This is a genomic window from Oceanospirillum sanctuarii (genome assembly GCF_002150805.1).
Taxonomy (GTDB): Bacteria; Pseudomonadota; Gammaproteobacteria; order Pseudomonadales; family Halomonadaceae; genus Oceanospirillum; species Oceanospirillum sanctuarii.
In genome coordinates, this window is sequence record NZ_MTBA01000003.1 from 265,861 (window position 1) to 282,357 (window position 16,497).

The 16,497-nt window shown below is 52.4% G+C and carries 15 protein-coding genes; 3 read left to right on the forward strand and 12 right to left on the reverse strand.

The window, feature by feature from the left end:
- Positions 1-122 precede the first annotated feature (122 nt).
- From clpB to rluD, 3 genes are all read right to left on the reverse strand, one after another.
- Positions 123-2,696 carry an ATP-dependent chaperone ClpB gene (gene clpB, locus BV405_RS05000; RefSeq protein WP_086479768.1) on the reverse strand — a complete coding sequence of 858 codons (2,574 nt, stop codon included), beginning with the start codon at positions 2,694-2,696 and terminating at the stop codon, positions 123-125.
- A gap of 243 nt (positions 2,697-2,939) precedes the next feature.
- On the reverse strand, positions 2,940-3,683 hold the full coding sequence (pgeF, locus tag BV405_RS05005) for a peptidoglycan editing factor PgeF (protein WP_086479769.1): 744 nt from the start codon (positions 3,681-3,683) through the stop codon (positions 2,940-2,942).
- A complete protein-coding gene (gene rluD, locus BV405_RS05010) occupies positions 3,683-4,636 on the reverse strand; it encodes a 23S rRNA pseudouridine(1911/1915/1917) synthase RluD (protein ID WP_086479770.1) in 954 nt (317 codons plus the stop codon). Before rluD ends, pgeF begins: the two co-directional genes overlap by 1 nt.
- Before the next feature lie 186 nt (positions 4,637-4,822).
- Between rluD and BV405_RS05015 the strand changes: the two genes are divergently transcribed.
- Together BV405_RS05015 and BV405_RS05020 are read left to right on the forward strand one after the other, a co-directional pair.
- Positions 4,823-5,740 carry an outer membrane protein assembly factor BamD gene (locus tag BV405_RS05015; protein ID WP_086479771.1) on the forward strand — a complete coding sequence of 306 codons (918 nt, stop codon included), beginning with the start codon at positions 4,823-4,825 and terminating at the stop codon, positions 5,738-5,740.
- A 118-nt stretch (positions 5,741-5,858) separates the two neighbouring features.
- Positions 5,859-6,131 (forward strand): PP0621 family protein, encoded by a 273-nt coding sequence (locus BV405_RS05020; protein WP_086479772.1) that lies wholly within the window; start codon positions 5,859-5,861, stop codon positions 6,129-6,131.
- A 147-nt stretch (positions 6,132-6,278) separates the two neighbouring features.
- Here the strand turns inward: BV405_RS05020 and thiO are convergent, their stop codons facing one another.
- From thiO to BV405_RS05045, 5 genes are read right to left on the reverse strand one after another with little or no spacing between them, the layout of a single operon-like run.
- Positions 6,279-7,418 carry a glycine oxidase ThiO gene (gene thiO, locus BV405_RS05025; RefSeq protein ID WP_086479773.1) on the reverse strand — a complete coding sequence of 380 codons (1,140 nt, stop codon included), beginning with the start codon at positions 7,416-7,418 and terminating at the stop codon, positions 6,279-6,281.
- Between the two features lie 28 nt (positions 7,419-7,446).
- Entirely contained in the window at positions 7,447-8,835 is a 1,389-nt protein-coding gene (locus BV405_RS05030) for a PilV family protein (RefSeq protein ID WP_140054470.1), read from the reverse strand.
- 51 nt (positions 8,836-8,886) lie between these two features.
- Positions 8,887-9,429 carry a pilus assembly PilX family protein gene (locus BV405_RS05035; RefSeq protein WP_086479775.1) on the reverse strand — a complete coding sequence of 181 codons (543 nt, stop codon included), beginning with the start codon at positions 9,427-9,429 and terminating at the stop codon, positions 8,887-8,889.
- A complete protein-coding gene (locus BV405_RS05040; protein ID WP_086479776.1) occupies positions 9,410-10,153 on the reverse strand; it encodes a PilW family protein in 744 nt (247 codons plus the stop codon). The genes BV405_RS05035 and BV405_RS05040 overlap by 20 nt, the downstream gene beginning before the upstream one ends.
- 1 nt (position 10,154) lies before the next feature.
- On the reverse strand, positions 10,155-10,670 hold the full coding sequence (locus tag BV405_RS05045) for a GspH/FimT family pseudopilin (protein ID WP_176330055.1): 516 nt from the start codon (positions 10,668-10,670) through the stop codon (positions 10,155-10,157).
- Positions 10,671-10,808: 138 nt separating this feature from the next.
- Between BV405_RS05045 and BV405_RS17970 the strand changes: the two genes are divergently transcribed.
- A complete protein-coding gene (locus tag BV405_RS17970) occupies positions 10,809-11,216 on the forward strand; it encodes a type IV pilin protein (protein WP_086479778.1) in 408 nt (135 codons plus the stop codon).
- A gap of 121 nt (positions 11,217-11,337) precedes the next feature.
- Here BV405_RS17970 and ispH read toward each other — a convergent pair whose 3' ends face one another.
- The 4 genes from ispH to ileS all read right to left on the reverse strand — a co-directional run bounded on the left by ispH (position 11,338) and on the right by ileS (position 16,377).
- Positions 11,338-12,288 (reverse strand): 4-hydroxy-3-methylbut-2-enyl diphosphate reductase, encoded by a 951-nt coding sequence (ispH, locus tag BV405_RS05055; RefSeq protein ID WP_086480143.1) that lies wholly within the window; start codon positions 12,286-12,288, stop codon positions 11,338-11,340.
- Positions 12,289-12,367: 79 nt separating this feature from the next.
- The gene (locus tag BV405_RS05060) at positions 12,368-12,832 is read right to left on the reverse strand and encodes an FKBP-type peptidyl-prolyl cis-trans isomerase (protein WP_086479779.1); all 465 of its coding nucleotides are present in this window, start codon (positions 12,830-12,832) and stop codon (positions 12,368-12,370) included.
- Positions 12,833-12,940: 108 nt separating this feature from the next.
- The gene (lspA, locus tag BV405_RS05065) at positions 12,941-13,447 is read right to left on the reverse strand and encodes a signal peptidase II (RefSeq protein ID WP_086479780.1); all 507 of its coding nucleotides are present in this window, start codon (positions 13,445-13,447) and stop codon (positions 12,941-12,943) included.
- 122 nt (positions 13,448-13,569) lie between these two features.
- The gene (ileS, locus tag BV405_RS05070; protein WP_086479781.1) at positions 13,570-16,377 is read right to left on the reverse strand and encodes an isoleucine--tRNA ligase; all 2,808 of its coding nucleotides are present in this window, start codon (positions 16,375-16,377) and stop codon (positions 13,570-13,572) included.
- Positions 16,378-16,497 lie beyond the last annotated feature (120 nt).

The window sequence follows — 16,497 nt, forward strand, 5'->3', positions numbered from 1 at the left end:
TGAGGTTTTATACTCTCAGAGCCAACCTTTAAGTTGGTCATTTGTTATCTGTGAAATGCACCACTTCATTAACAAAAAGGCATCCCGAAGGACGCCTTTTCAACAAGCAGTCAGACTGTTGCTTATACAAACACCAGTTCACCGTCGCGGACTTCCACTTTGATGGTGTGGCCGGGGGCGAATTTGCCAGAGAGGATCTCCTGCGCCAGCGGGTTTTCGATCCAGCGTTGCAGGGCACGCTTCAGCGGGCGGGCTCCGTAAACAGGATCGAAGCCCACTTCGACCAGCTGATCCAGCGCATCTTCCGACAGCTGAATGGTCAGCTCGCGCTCATCCAGACGCTGCTGCAGGCGTTGCAGCTGAATCCGTGCGATGCCTTTCACCGCATCACGACCCAAGCTATGGAACACCACCACTTCATCGATACGGTTGACCAGTTCCGGACGGAAGTGACTACCGACAACATCCATCACCTTGTTCTTCATCTCATCGTACTGCTCGTCCTGACCACCGTAGGCCTGAATCACATCAGAACCCAGGTTCGAGGTCATCACGATAACCGTATTGCGGAAGTCCACGGTACGACCCTGACCATCAGTCAGGCGGCCATCTTCCAGCACCTGCAGCAGAATGTTGAACACATCCGGATGGGCTTTTTCCACCTCATCCAGCAGCACAACAGAGTAAGGCTTACGACGCACGGTTTCCGTCAGGTAACCGCCCTCTTCATAACCGACATAACCCGGAGGCGCACCGATCAGACGAGCCACGGAGTGCTTCTCCATAAACTCAGACATATCGATACGAACCATCGCCTCTTCGGTATCAAACAGGAACTTCGCCAGTGACTTACACAGCTCGGTTTTACCGACACCGGTAGGGCCTAAGAAGAGGAAAGAACCGTTCGGGCGATTCGGATCAGCCAAACCCGCGCGGGAACGGCGCACAGCGTTAGCAACGGCTCCCACCGCTTCTTCCTGACCGATCACGCGCTCATGCAGCGCTTCTTCCATACGCAGCAGTTTCTCGCGCTCGGATTCCAGCATTTTGCTGACCGGAATACCCGTCCACTTGGAAACCACTTCTGCGATCTCTTCTTCGGTGACACGGTTACGCAGCAGCTGATGCTCGACCTCTTCCGCCTGAGACGCCATTTCCATGCTGCGTTCAAGGTCCGGGATGATGCCGTACTGAATCTCTGACATTTTCGCCAGGTCACCGGCGCGGCGGGCAACTTCCAGATCCAGACGGGCCTGTTCCAGTTCGCTCTTCAGCTGCTGAGTGCCCTGTACAGCAGATTTCTCACTGCGCCAGATCTCATCCAGATCCGCGTATTCGCGCTCCAGATCCTGAATCACGCCTTCCAGATGGGCCAGACGTTTGCGCGCAGCATCGTCGTTCTCTTTCTTCAGCGCCTCACGTTCGATCTTCAGCTGGATCAGGCGGCGATCCATACGATCCATCTCTTCCGGCTTGGAGTCCATCTCCATACGGATACGGGAACCCGCTTCGTCAATCAGGTCGATCGCTTTATCCGGCAGCTGACGGTCAGTGATATAACGCTGCGACAGCTTGGAGGCGGCAATCAGCGCACCATCGGTAATATCCACACCGTGGTGCAGCTCGTAACGCTCTTTCAGACCACGCAGAATAGCGATGGTGTCTTCTTCAGACGGCTCATCCACCTGCACCTTCTGGAAGCGACGTTCCAGCGCGGCATCTTTTTCGATGTACTGACGGTATTCATCCAGCGTGGTCGCGCCCACACAGTGCAGCTCACCACGAGCCAGCGCAGGCTTGAGCATATTGCCCGCGTCCATCGCACCTTCACCTTTACCCGCGCCCACCATGGTGTGCAGCTCGTCGATAAAGAGGATGATCTGGCCTTCCTGTTTTGCCAGCTCGTTGAGCACGGCTTTCAGGCGCTCTTCGAACTCACCACGGTATTTGGCACCGGCGATCAGAGAGCCCATATCCAGCGACAACACCTTTTTGTTTTTCAGACCTTCCGGTACTTCGCCATTGATAATGCGCTGGGCCAGACCTTCCACGATGGCGGTCTTACCGACACCGGGTTCACCGATCAGTACCGGGTTGTTCTTGGTACGACGCTGCAGAACCTGAATGGTACGGCGGATCTCGTCGTCACGACCGATCACAGGATCAAGCTTGCCATCCAGCGCACGCTGAGTCAGATCAACGGTAAAGCGATCCAGTGACTGGCGCAGTTCTTCAGTATTCGGATCATCCACGCTCTGGCCACCTCGCACCTGATCAATGGCTTTTGAAAGAGAGTCTTTGGTCAGGCCACAGCCACGAATCAGCTTGCCGGTATCGCCCTTATCCTGAGCCGCAGCCAGCAGCACCAGTTCGCTGGAGATATAGGTATCTTTGCGCTGCTGGGACTCTTTATCCGCCAGATTCAGAATGCCGCCCAGATCCGGAGACATCATGATCTGGCCGTCGTTATTGGAGATCACCGGCAGAGATTCAAACTGCTCACGTAACTCGTTACGGAGTTTATTAAAGTCACCGCCAGCCTGAGTGATCAGCGGACGGATCGAACCATCGCGCTGCTCCAGCATCGCCAGAATCAGGTGAACAGGTTGCAGTAAGTTATGGTCATGGCCCACAGCCATAGATTGCGCATCAGCAAGCGCCTGCTGAAGTTTTCCGGTTAAACGGTCAACACGCATTTCGTATTCCTCGGTAGACCTGTGTAACCCCGTGATGTGTCGTCGGGCTTTTTAGCCGAAGTGTAGTCGGGGTTTCCGACAGGTGGGTTATTGCTTATACCGGAAAGATAGGGACGAAACCGTGGAGTTCAAGGCGGGATGCTGTTTTGAGGTTTGATATGGGTCAGGATAGGCGTGAAAATTAGCGTTCCCACGCAGAGGTGGGAACACGCTTTACTTAATGAGACAGCGAAGAAGTAAGGGCTACTCAGCCAGCCAGATAATACTTGCCATGCGGCCGGTCTGGCCATCACGTCGGTAGGAGTAGAAGCGCTTACGCTCGGCGTAGGTGCAGAAGGCACCGCCGTACACCTGCTCCACACCTCGTTCTGCCAGTCGCAGTCGCGCCAGCTGATACAGATCCGCCATGTAATGCTTCAGACGGAAGGGGCTGGGTTCAAAGCAATCAAAGCACTGCGGCATCTCTTCCACAAAACGCTGACGAACTTCATCACCCACTTCAAAGTGCTTGCTGCTGATAGCAGGGCCTAACCAGACTAGTGTTTTCTCCGGCTCGATACCCAGCTTGTCCAAAGTTGCTTCTAATACGCCATCGGCCAAACCGCGCCAGCCCGCATGAGCGACGCCAACCTTGTCGCCATCTTCGGAACAGAAAAACACCGGCAAGCAGTCTGCGGTCATAACAACGCAGGCGTAATCGGAATCAAAGGCAACGGAGGCATCCGCCTCGATATTGGGCGTGAAGCTGTCTGCCACGATAGTGCTGTGGGTCTGATTCAGCCAGAGCAGAGGGTGCTTCTCGCCGACAAAACTTTGCAGGTCTTCACGGGCCATGGCAACAGCTGCCGGGTTATCACCAACGTGCTCTGCCATGTTGAAATTGTCGAACGGAGCCTGATTTCCGCCCCGTTCGCGGGATGTGACTAACGCCTTTACATTTTTCGGCGCTGGCCAGTGAGGGGCCATAAAAGCAAAGGCGTTACGCATTAGTTTTCCAGATCTGTTTCCAGCGCTTCCAGCAGGTTTAGGAAATCTTCGGGAAGATCCACTTCCCACTCCATGAGATCTCCAGTGGCAGGGTGCCAAAGCTCAAGACGTTTGGCATGCAGTGCCTGACGGTTGAAGTGACGCAGCGCCTGTTTCAGGCCTTCACTGCTGCCAGCCGGCAGGCGCATACGACCGCCATAAACCGGATCGCCAACCAGCGGATAGCTGATATGGGACATGTGCACACGAATCTGGTGGGTACGGCCGGTTTCCAGTTTGCAGCGAATATGGGTATGGCCGCGATAGCGCTGCAGCACACGGTAATGCGTCACTGCCGGTTTACCGGAGTTCGTTACCGTCATACGCTTACGGTCTTTATCGTGACGACCAATCGGTGCATCGACCTTGCCACCACCGGTCATGACACCGACGGAAACCGCTTCATATTCACGTCCCATGGAGCGATCCTGCAGCTGTTCCACTAAAGCATTCTGTGCCATCAGGTTTTTCGCCACCACCATAAGACCCGTGGTGTCTTTATCCAGACGGTGCACAATACCCGCACGGGGCAGGTGCGCCATATCCGGTGCATGATGCAGCAGAGCATTCAGCAAAGTGCCGCTCTGGTGACCCGCAGCCGGGTGAACCACAAGCCCTGCAGGCTTGTTGATCACCAGAATATCGTCATCCTCATAAACGATATCCAGAGCAATATCCTGCGCCACCCACTCTTCGTTGTTCTCTTCTGTGGCTTCGACTTTCAGCACTTCGCCGCCGGTCAGTTTCTCTTTCGGTTTACGCTGGGCACCGTTAACAGTCAGCTCACCGGATTTGATCCAGCTTTGCAGGCGGGAGCGGGAGTAATCGGGAAAGAGTTCTGCAGCAATCTGATCCAGTCGGGAACCGCTCAGTTCGAAGGGGACGGTTGCTTGCAGCGAAATTGATTCAGCCATGGATGAAAAAAGGTCCGGGTAAGAGATAATATCTGGGCTTTATTGCCTGAACGAGTGAAACCCTAGCTGGCTCTGCGTGTCAGAAAAGCCTCGGAACCGACCGATTCCAAACACGTATTTGTCAGCGGCCTGTGCTATAGTCATTCGCCGTTCATTCTACCATTGAAAACAGCTCTTTTGGTGATTATGCGTAAGCCAGTTTCTTTTCGTCATTATAAACGCTGTGGCCGCAACGCTCATACGGGCAACGCCATCAGTTCCGGCCTTTTTTCCCGTCAGTCACTGCTGGCTGTTTTCACGGGTCTGACATTACTGCTTACCGGTTGTGCCGGTGACCAGTCTGCGGCGGACCTGGCTAAAGCTGAACGTCAGCTTTATCTGGAAGCCCGGGATGCACTGGAAGGCAGTAACTTTATCCGTAGCCTTGAGCTGCTGGAAACCCTGGAAACCAAATACCCCCTGGGCCGTTTCTCAGAACAAGCCGTACTGGAGCAGATCTATGCTCAATACCGCAGTCAGGACTACGAAACAGCTCGGGCAACTGCCGACCGCTTTATCCGTCTGCACCCTCGTCATGCTCAGGTCGATTACGCTTACTACATGAAGGGACTGTCTTCTTATATGGCTGGTCGCTATATGCTGGAAGGTCTTGAGCTGATCGACATCTCTGAGCGCGATCTGGGTGCAACCCGTGATGCCTTCACGGACTTTGATACCTTCCTGCGCCGTTTCCCGGACAGCCGCTACGCCACCGATGCCCGTCAGCGTATGCTCTATATCCGTAACGTACTGGCGCGCCGGGAAATCTTTATCGCTCAGTTCTATATCCGTAAAGGCGGTTATGTCGCAGCGATTAAGCGCAGCCAGTTTGCGCTGGAGAACTATCCGACAGCGGGTGTTTCCGGCGATGCTCTGGCAGCTCTGTCCGAAGCCTATCTGCATCTGGGCATGGAGAAAGAAGCCCGTGAAGCCCTCAATCTGCTGAAATCCCAGTACCCGAAACACAAGCAACTGACCTCGAACGGCAAGCTGTCACTGATCAAGCCTCTGGGTGAAGGCAGCAAGGCTCCATGGAGAGCCTTGGTACCAGACCTGTTTGGCTAACCTGTAAGTGAATAGCTCACTGAAGAGCAAAAATGAATCTTTCGCTGCTGCTGGTATCCAAGCGCTGAACAGAAAGCGCTCAAGCGGCAGCTCCAAAACTCAGCTTTAGGATGAGATCATGGGTTTTATTATTTTTCGTTTAATTATCTTTATCGGGATTGTCTGGGTCGGCATTCGACTGCTGAAAGCTTACAACCAGAAAAAACTGGAATCTCAGCAGAACGATGAAGCGGTTCAGCAGCAGAAATCAACTGACTCGGAGCAGATGGTTCAGTGCCGCTACTGCAACCTGCACCTGCCACAAAACGATGCGGTTAAGCATGAGAGCCTCTGGTTCTGCTGCCATGAACACAGAGATCATTTTCTGGATCACGGGCCTGAGCAGCGCTAACCCGAAGCCTGTCGTATACAGATAAAACAAACAAAAAGAGGCTGTGGATAAGCTATTCCACAGCCTCTTTTTTATTACCGCAACCTTGCCGGGCCCATCCTTTGCGGATGTCACGCAGACAGGGAAATTTTTAATACAACCTGAGTCTCAGATCATCTCTCCGGCGGCAGCCTCTTCCAGTCTCTGAGCTAGCTGATAAGGTGCCGGATCAATAATAGGTTTCTGTCCCAAAAGCTGGTTGCAAAGCAACTCAGTGGCAGCAGGTGCCAAAACCAGACCATTCCGGAAGTGACCCGCGTTGATATGCAGATGACGAATGCCATCGACCGCACCGATAAAGGGTACGCCATCCGGAGACCCCGGGCGTAAACCACACCAGTGATGCTCAACCGGAATATCCTTCAGCGCAGGCAGAATCGCTTCTGCGCTGGCCTGCAGAGACTGTCGGGCCTCCGCTGTGGTTTGCTTATTGAAACCATCATATTCCAGAGTAGAGCCCACCAGAATCCGGCCATCATTGCGGGGAATCACATAACGACCATCCAGCATGACGACCCGATCGACCAGACCGGGTTCCGCCTTATAGACCATCATCTGACCACGAACCGGCTCAATCGGCAGTTCAGGCAACAGATCGCCAAGATCCGCGTCTTCGGTTTTCAGCAGGCCAGCACTCCAGGCACCGCTACAGATAATCACCTGACCGGCACTCAGTACCGAGTTGGCGGTATTAACCCCGATCGCCTGCCCATCCATCACGCGGATGCTTTTAACGTCGACATTTTCCAGAATACGTACGTTTGGGCGCTGCTCAAGACTCTTCTTCAAAGACTGACCCAGTCGCGGATTACGGATACTGCCCACTTCCGGCATCCAGATCGCCTGCTCTTTTCCGGGGGCGATATTGGCTTCTGTGCTGTAGATAAACTCTTTACTGACCTGAGTCAGGGGCTGCTGATATTTCTCAGCCCACGCCAGAGCGTCAGCTTCATCCTCTACCCGCAACATCAGCATGCCACCGGAGCGGAACTCAGGATCGATACCGGTTTCTTCCGCCAGCTGTTTGGCTAAAGCCGGGTAATATCCCTGCGACCAGTTCGCCAGCGCTGTAATCTCCGAACGGTAACGCCACGGATAAAGGGGCGAAACGATACCACCACCCGCCCAGGAGGACTCTTTACACAATTCGCCTTTATCGACGATGGTGACATCCGCACCGGAATCCGCCAGTGTGCGGGCGGTCATCATACCGATAACGCCACCACCAACGATCAGAAAATCGTTCAACTTGTTCCCCTCTTATAGCCACCGAGCACTAGGGTGTACACTCGGAATCCTGCATTGTTATTTCCAGCTGATCTTTATTATCCCCTGTCCATGCGGAACAGGCGAAGATCTGATTTGTTGCCAACAACTGGGTCTGTGACTGGATATCAAAACTCAGCGTTTTGACAAAGCGCGTAACCGTTGAGCCGCTACCATCGTCAATGTCCTCTTCGACAGCGGTAAGCTCGTTGAGATAAAAGAAGTAATGATTATCCTGGTAGAAATCCAGATAGACCGTCCCGTCAGCCGGATCATCAGGCACGGGATCCACAAGGGTTGAACTGTCAAAAATATCCGCAACGCTGTCTTTTTCAGCATCAGCAGCACTGGTAAAGAGGATTTTGACCGTAACCGGATAACGATAACCATCTTGTTGTTGGCCGCTACTGCCACAGCCAACCGGGATACTGGATTCCGGAATACTGTAACCATTCTGGAACAGATAGGAACCATCGTTAAACAGTAGCAGCTCAAAGTTGCGGATTGAAAGCGAAGCACCATCAAACTGAGACTGGGAAATATCGGTGAAACACAGGGTATCTGTACCAGCACCACCATCAACGGTTGCGCTACCGCCGATATTACCCAGAATCAGCAAGTCATCGCCTGACCCCATGTTGATATCTGCAGACCCTGTCAGCTCATCTCCGATTTGCAGAATATCGTTCCCGCCCCGCATGTTCACATAGACGGAGCCATTTGCTTTACCCTGAATCAAAAATTTGTCATTACCGTTTGTTGCAGAAAAACTACCACTGCCATTGAGCTTGCTAATAAAGTCATTACCTGTAAGGGTCGTATCCTTTTTACCCAATTGACTCAAGCCATCCTCGGTAATATCCAGACCATCAACAACATCCGTGATAACAACCTGCTCCTCACCATTGATATCAACCGTCACTTCAATGTCCGGATTGCTTTCCTCATCTTCGGAAGAACAATCTGAAAAGACACATTGTGCGGCTTCCGACCGTACGACATTATCAGCAGTGCCGCCACCCAGCATACGGTCTGCATAAAGCACTGTACCCAGTTGCACGCTTTGCGCTCTATTCTGGTTATCATTCCAGGCAACAGTCGCTGTGTACTGATCTGTATTTGCCAGCCCCGCAAGGGCAGTAACACTCCAGCTGACATCGTAGGAAGCATTACTGCCAGCAACATCATCCTGACTACCGGCTGCTGCAACACCATGATTCATCCTCAGGGTTTCTATCTCATTCTGCACAAATGCCAACGCCTGAGTCCGTGCCTTTGTTGTCGCCCCGGATTGCAGAAGATCACCCTGAAATTTTGCCGTCGCAGCCATACCCACCGAGACCACCAGTACGATGATCAGGATTTCGATCAGGGTCATTCCCGTTTGTTGTTTTTTCATATAATCACCACGATACCCTTCCCTAGGTATTGATGCGCCTTTGAAAACAGATCACCAGTCACGCCAGCTGCCCGGAATACGAATAAAGTCGGTCTGAGCAGGATCCGTTGCATTCGGAGTCTGGAGCACCCGTATCCATTGCTTTCGGCTGAGATCAGAGTCAGAGGCGGCAGTAGCGGTAGCTTCAACTTCTACCACCCATTGTTCGCAATCGGCGATATTTGCCGGTTCAGGATCCTCGAGACATTCACGCAGATAGGCCACTGAAAGATTGTACGTATCACCACCACTAACCACAGTCGTATTTGCGGCACTTAAATCATTGTAGTTAACCCCATCGCCATCCAGATCGTCATTATTCCAGCTGGCAAAAGCGGGATCATTGGCATCCAACCAGGCAATACCGTATTCAAGGGCAGCTTCTGCAGCATAGCTGACCTCTTTACTTCGGTATTCGTTGGCTGAAATAGCCTGTTCAGTCAGAAGTGTTTTAGCACTCAGAAAGGTAATCACGGTAAGGGCAATCAGCAACACAACAGCAAACATAAGCGTTGCCATGCCCTGTTGGTATTTTTTAAGGGATGTAGCGATCATTGCGCACCCTCACTTTACCGGTAACCGTTAGCGAAAATTCATCCTTGGTGCCGCTGATGGTAACCTGAAGATTACGCTCTTCAATGCAGATATCACCTGCACTACAGGCATTACCATCAGGAATATTAATGGCTGTAGGAGCGGCCAGAATATTGCCATTGCCATCAATATAACTCACGGCGAACTGCGTGATCTGAACGTCATCTTCTGTCAGCGATTCCCAGGTATTCAGAGCGGCATCATAGCCACAACCCGGATGCGCCCCGCCCGCAGCAACAACTGATCCGGTTCGAATCTGTAAGCGGTCACCGCTCAACTTAAATCCAAAGTGATTCATTGCCCCTCCAGCATTATAGGGATCGTTATCTCCCTCTTCATCGTAGCTGTAGGTCACACAGGAGCACTCATTAGCGCCATTACAATCCCAAAGCCTGAGATTACTGACACTGTCGTTGAAAGGATTATTGGCATAGAGATTCTGGAGCGCCGTTTGTGTCGCCGGCAGACTGTCATCGCCAAGCCCTCCCGCCCTTTTCAGATCACTTAAGATCAGATCCAGGCTTGCTCTCAGATTATGATTTAACTGAGCCTGCTCGTTGTTATCGCCAGAGGATTTAAGCGTCGTCAGATAGGCGGACATTACGGCTCCAACCAAGGTGAGGCCCAGCACTAATGAGATAAGGAGTTCAGGCAGGGTAAAGCCATTCTGTTTACCGGGAGTCATGCTAGCAGCCCTCCATGCCACTGATATTGCCACAGCTTCTTACCCGACCAATTCGGGAGATCACCACCTCGCCGGCAAAGTTATCTGAGGATAACTCAAGGGTATCCGCCTGAGATGAGACTCCCCGAATACCATCAAATTCAAGACCTATAGCAGCATCCATAGAAACACCGGGATAGTCGACGTTATTAATCCGACGCAAAACATTCACGCCATTGACCGGTAGAGAGCAGGCAGCCCCCTGATCAGGGTCTGTCAGCGAGCAATCACAGTTTGCTGACAAGCTCATTCCGAGGCACCAGGCAGCCCCGGGAGTTGATGAAATGAAAACTGTCGCATTTCGTTTGATTGCTTCGGAACGGGCATAGGCAAGCTCCTGCTTCAGGTTAACCAATGCCCCCCGAACCCGCTCCTGCTCTATATATTCGCCCATATTAGGGGCGGCTAAACCCGCTAAAATCGCCACAATGGCTAAAGTGATCAGCAGCTCTATCAGAGTGAATCCCTGCGCTCTCATACTGCCCTCTGTTTTTTCGTGCATAATTGTCTTAACATGCCACGCAGAAATAGGATTCACAAGCACTGTTCATCAGTGTTTGTTGCCCGCAAGGCCGCCAGAATCCGGCCCTATGATCAGGATCAGAAAGGACGCCCCATGCCTGGATCTATAAAGAAAGAAAACGGATTTACTCTGATAGAACTACTGATTGTCATCGCCATCGTTGGCATTCTTGCAGTCGTTGCCTACCCGTCTTACCAAAGCTATGCCTTTGAAAGCCGTCGTACTGATGCTCACACAGCAATTCTACGCATTCAGCTTGCTCAGGAAAATTGGCGCGCAAGTCATAACAGTTATACCAGCGATCTGACCAGCACCGGCCTGAATACCTCGACCACCTCGTCAGAAGGTTTCTATACACTGTCCGTCAGCGGCGCTAATGCCACAGGCTATAAGATTACCGCGAATGCCACAGGTGCACAGGCAGGCGATACCGGTTGCAGCAGAATCGAGCTGACCAAGTCGACATCCGGTGAAAACAAATCCCCGGCGGCCTGCTGGTAACTATTTCCCCAACTCAATCGCATCTGAGTTAATGGCCGGAGCAAATAGCCTTTAGCCAAATAAAAACGCCGCCTGGATATCAAATATTCAGACGGCGTTTTTTATCGGTATCCAAAAGACGCTATTCGCTGATATCCGTCAGACGAAGCTCCTTGGGAATCGAGAAGACGACATTCTCTTCGCGACCATCCAGCTCAACCGGATCATCAGCGCCCAGCTCCTTCAGACGATCAATCACTTCCTGAACCAGTACCGCCGGTGCCGAAGCGCCTGCAGTGATTCCGATTTTAGGCTGATTTGCTAACCAGTCCGGATCGATCTCAGTAGCGTTATCAATCAGATAAGCCTGAGTATTCATACGCTCAGACAGTTCACGGAGACGGTTGGAATTGGAGCTATTTGGTGAACCCACGACCAGCACCAGATCACATTCCACAGCCAGCTGTTTAACCGCATCCTGACGATTCTGAGTGGCATAACAGATATCGTCTTTCTTCGGCCCCTGAATATCAGGGAACTTAGCTCGCAAGGCATCGATCACACGAGCGGTATCATCCATCGAAAGCGTCGTCTGAGTGACAAAGGCCAGTTTCGATGCGTCACGCACCTCAAGCCCCGCCACATCGGTCTCATTCTCAACCAGATAGATGGTGCCTCCCGCCGAGGTATCATAACGCCCCATGGTGCCTTCAACTTCCGGGTGGCCTTCGTGGCCTATCAGAATACACTCCTGCCCCTGCTTGCTGTAACGCAGTACTTCAAGGTGGACCTTGGTTACCAGAGGACAGGTAGCATCAAACACTTTAAGACCACGACGATCCGCTTCATCCTGTACCGCTTTGGAAACACCGTGGGCACTGAAAATAACGATGGTATCGTCCGGCACCTCATGCAGCTCATCGACAAAGATGGCTCCGCGCGCTTTCAGGTCATTGACCACAAACTTATTGTGCACCACTTCATGACGCACATAGATGGGTGGTTCAAACACTTCAAGGGCACGATTAACGATCTCAATAGCACGATCCACACCGGCACAAAAGCCCCGTGGATTAGCCAGTTTGATCTGCATCTGCGCCGGATTAACTTCGTTTACTGACATGATGTCTCTCTTTAAAAGCCGTCAGAGGGTAGAGCGTATGTTTTAGCGATTAAGCTTCAGTGGCCTGAGGTTCAGCATCCTCAACAGCGATAATTTCCACTTCAAATTTCAGTGGACGACCCGCCAGAGGGTGGTTGAAATCAACCGTTACCTGTTCGTCATCAAACTCAACCACAACACCCGGCAGTTCGCCGTTAGCTTTATCAGCAAAGCTCAGCATCAGACCCGGCTCCAGATTCAGATCCGGAGCAAACTGCGCGCGGGGCAGTTTCTGAATATTACTTGGGTTGTGCTGGCCAAAAGCATGCTCAGGAGCGATATCAAATTCCTGCTTGGTGCCCGCGGTCAGACCGTGCAGCGGTTTTTCAAAACCTTCCGGCAGGTTGCCATCACCCACAATCAGACGCACAGGGTCTTTATCAAACGTACTGTCCACAACAGCACCTTCTTCAGCCAGTTTCAGTGCAAAGTGCAAAGTAACCTGTTTACCGGGACCAATCTGTTGTTCACTCATGATTTCTACCTTTATTCGTTGCTGGCTGAGCCTTGCTCAACCTGTCAGACAGCAACAATGCTATCCGTTGAAATTCATCTTAAAGCCTGCTGATCACGCAAAACGTGCTCAGTTTTTTTGTTTGCTACTTTCAGGGTTACGGATCATATCGACAATCAGCATACCGGCACCTAAGGTGATAGCGGCATCTGCCAGATTGAAAGCCGGAAAGTAGGCGTTATCCCAATGGAACAGCAGGAAGTCCACCACATAACCTAACAAAATACGGTCATGGAGGTTGCCCAGAGCACCACCCAGAACCAGAGCCAATGCACAGGCCAACCAGGTTTCATTCGCTTTCAGTTTAGCGATCCAGACCAGAAGGCCTCCGCTGACAGCCACTGCAATCAAGGCAAAAAACCAACGCTGCCAACCGGACCCATCCGCCAGAAAGCTAAACGCTGCACCTGTGTTGTGCAATAAGGTCAGGTCAAATACCGGCAGCACATAAAGACGTTCTGCATAGTTAAAACTGTCGGTCACCCACGCCTTGGAAAGCAGGTCCACTGCCACGACCAGAACACTCAGCAGTAGCCATTTCAGCTGAGCACCCTTTTTGTCCTTAGTTTGATCCACGAATATATTCTCAGAAAGCGGGTTTATACCCTCGCTATAACAGAGGCGCCCTTAGGCGCCTCTGCTGGTGTTTCCGGCTCAGTTAAAACCGGAAGCGAACGAGTGCAAAACCGGTTTAAAGGTTATGCGAACTGACGCTGCTCACCTTCGCCATCCGGCAGGTTAGTCACACAACGGCCGCACAGCTCAGGGTGCTCTTCGTTCTGACCCACATCTTCACGATGGTGCCAGCAACGACCACACTTAGCATGTTCAGACGCTTTAACAGCAACTTTAAGACCTGCCAGCTCAGTTTCTGCGGCATCACCGGCGTCAGCCAGATCCGCAACCTGAGCATCAGAGGTCAGCAGCACAAAGCGCAGCTCTTCACCCAGACCGTCAATCAGGGCTTTCAGTTCCGCATCAGCAAACAGCGTCACTTCTGTCGCGATAGAGCCTTTTACCGTGCCTGCGTTACGGGCATCTTCCAGCGCCTTGTTCACCGCTTCTTTCACATCAGCGATACGGTTCCAGTAATCACGGTTTTTGTCACCGTCAGCCTTCATTTCAAACAGGCCTTCATACCAGGTTGTCAGGTAGACAGACTCTTCACGCTGACCCGGAATGTTTTCGTAGATCTCTTCTGCAGTGAAGGTCAGAATCGGTGCTACCCAGCGCACCAGCGCTTCGATGATGTGGTACAGAGCAGTCTGGCAGGAACGACGAGCCAGGCTATCAGGCTGTGTGGTGTACTGACGATCTTTGATGATATCCAGATAGAAACCACCCAGATCCTGCGCACAGAAGTTATGTACCTTCTGGTAGATGCTCAGGAAGTGGTATTCGTTATACGCTTCCTGCAGCTCACCCTGCAGCTGCAGCGCACGATCCACCGCCCACTGATCCAGAGACAGCATCTCTTCCGGTTTGACCATATCGGTTTCCGGGTTGAAGCCGTTCAGGTTAGCCAGCAGGAAGCGTGCGGTGTTACGGATACGACGGTAAGAGTCCGCTGTACGCTGCAGAATCTGCTTGGATACCGCCATCTCGCCGGAGTAATCCGTTGCCGCAACCCACAGACGCAGGATGTCGCCACCCAGAGAGTCGGTCACTTCCTGCGGCGCGATCACGTTGCCCAGAGACTTGGACATCTTGTAGCCTTTTTCATCCACGGTGAAACCGTGGGTCAGCACCTGCTTGTAGGGTGCACAGCCGTTGATCGCAATAGACGTCTTCAGAGACGACTGGAACCAGCCACGGTGCTGATCCGAACCTTCCAGATACAGGTCTGCCGGGAAGGTCAGTTCTTCACGGGGACGCAGCACCGCATGATGGGTCACACCGGAATCGAACCAAACATCCAGGGTATCGGTTACTTTGTAGTACTGATCCGCTTCATCACCCAGCAGTTCAGCTGCATCCAGTTCGAACCAGGCATCCATACCCTCTTTTTCCATCAGCAGAGCGACTTTTTCGATCAGCTCAGCGGTGTTCGGGTGCAGTTCATCGGTTTCTTTGTTGATGAACAGGGTAATCGGCACACCCCAGGTACGCTGACGGGAGACACACCAGTCAGGGCTCTGCTCAACCATAGCTTCGATACGGTTCTGGCCCCAGCCCGGGAACCACTGCACGCCTTTGATCGCTTCCAGCGCATCTTTCTTCAGACCTTTTTCTTCCATCGATACGAACCACTGAGGGGTTGCACGATAGATCAGAGGGGTCTTGGTTCGCCAGCAGTGCGGGTAGCTGTGTTCGAAGGCTTTGTGGTGAACGAGCTTACCTTCACGGGTCAGCGCATCCATCACAGGCTGATCGGCCTTGTAGACATGCAGACCGGAAAATTCACCGGCTTCATCGCTGTAAACACCGTTTGCCTGAACCAGATTGATAGTGCCAAGGCCGTAGGCTTTACCCGCAACAAAGTCTTCCATACCGTGATCAGGAGCGGTGTGAACCGCACCCGTACCAGCATCTGTAGTGACGTGGTCGCCCAGAATTACCGGCACCTGCTTGTCGAAGAACGGGTGTTTGAGCAGCAGATTTTCCAGCGCCTGACCCGAAGCGGTCGCCAGCACTTCAAATTTGTCTTCGCCCCAGCGCGCCATGATGTCGTCAACCATGGAAGCAGCCAGAACAAAGCGCTGATCACGCAGCTGAACCAGCGCGTAATCAAGATTAGCGTTCAGAGAAACCGCCTGGTTAACCGGCAGTGTCCATGCGGTAGTGGTCCAGATCACAACAGACACATCACCTTCGCCTGCAGGATTACCGAACAGCTCCAGTACTTTGGCCTGATCGATAAAGGTAAAGGCCACATCCAGAGCGATAGACGTTTTGTCCTGATACTCAACCTCAGCCTCTGCCAGAGCAGACTGACCGACAACACTCCAGTAAACCGGCTTATAGCCTTTCACCAGATGGCCGTTTTCCACGATACGACCCAGAGCACGAACGATATCCGCCTCGGTCTGATAGTTCATGGTCAGGTAAGGGTTTTCCCAGTCACCCAGAATACCCAGGCGGATAAAGTCAGCTTTCTGACCGGCAACCTGTTCAGCAGCATATTCACGGCACTTAGCGCGGAATTCACGGTAAGGCACCTTGTCACCAGCGCGACCGATCAGAGTCTCAACCTTGTGCTCAATCGGCAGACCGTGACAATCCCAGCCCGGAACATAAGGGGCATCAAAGCCAGCCATGGTACGGGACTTAACAATCATATCCTTCAGAATTTTGTTCACCGCGTGACCGATGTGAATGTTGCCATTCGCATACGGAGGGCCATCGTGCAGAACAAATTTCGGACGACCTTCACCTGCCTTACGCAGTTTCTCGTACAGGCCAATCTCATCCCAACGCGCCAGACGGGATGGCTCGCGCTGCGGCAGATTACCGCGCATCGGGAAATCGGTTTCCGGAAGATTGAGAGTATGTTTGTAGTCGCTCATGGCTATGAATCGCTGCTCTTAGTCGGTTTATCTGGTATCAGGTTGTTAGTTCAGGCGGCCTGTTATCGGCCCTGCATGGGAATAGGGTTCGTTTCACGATGTCGGCAGCTTTTCACTCCG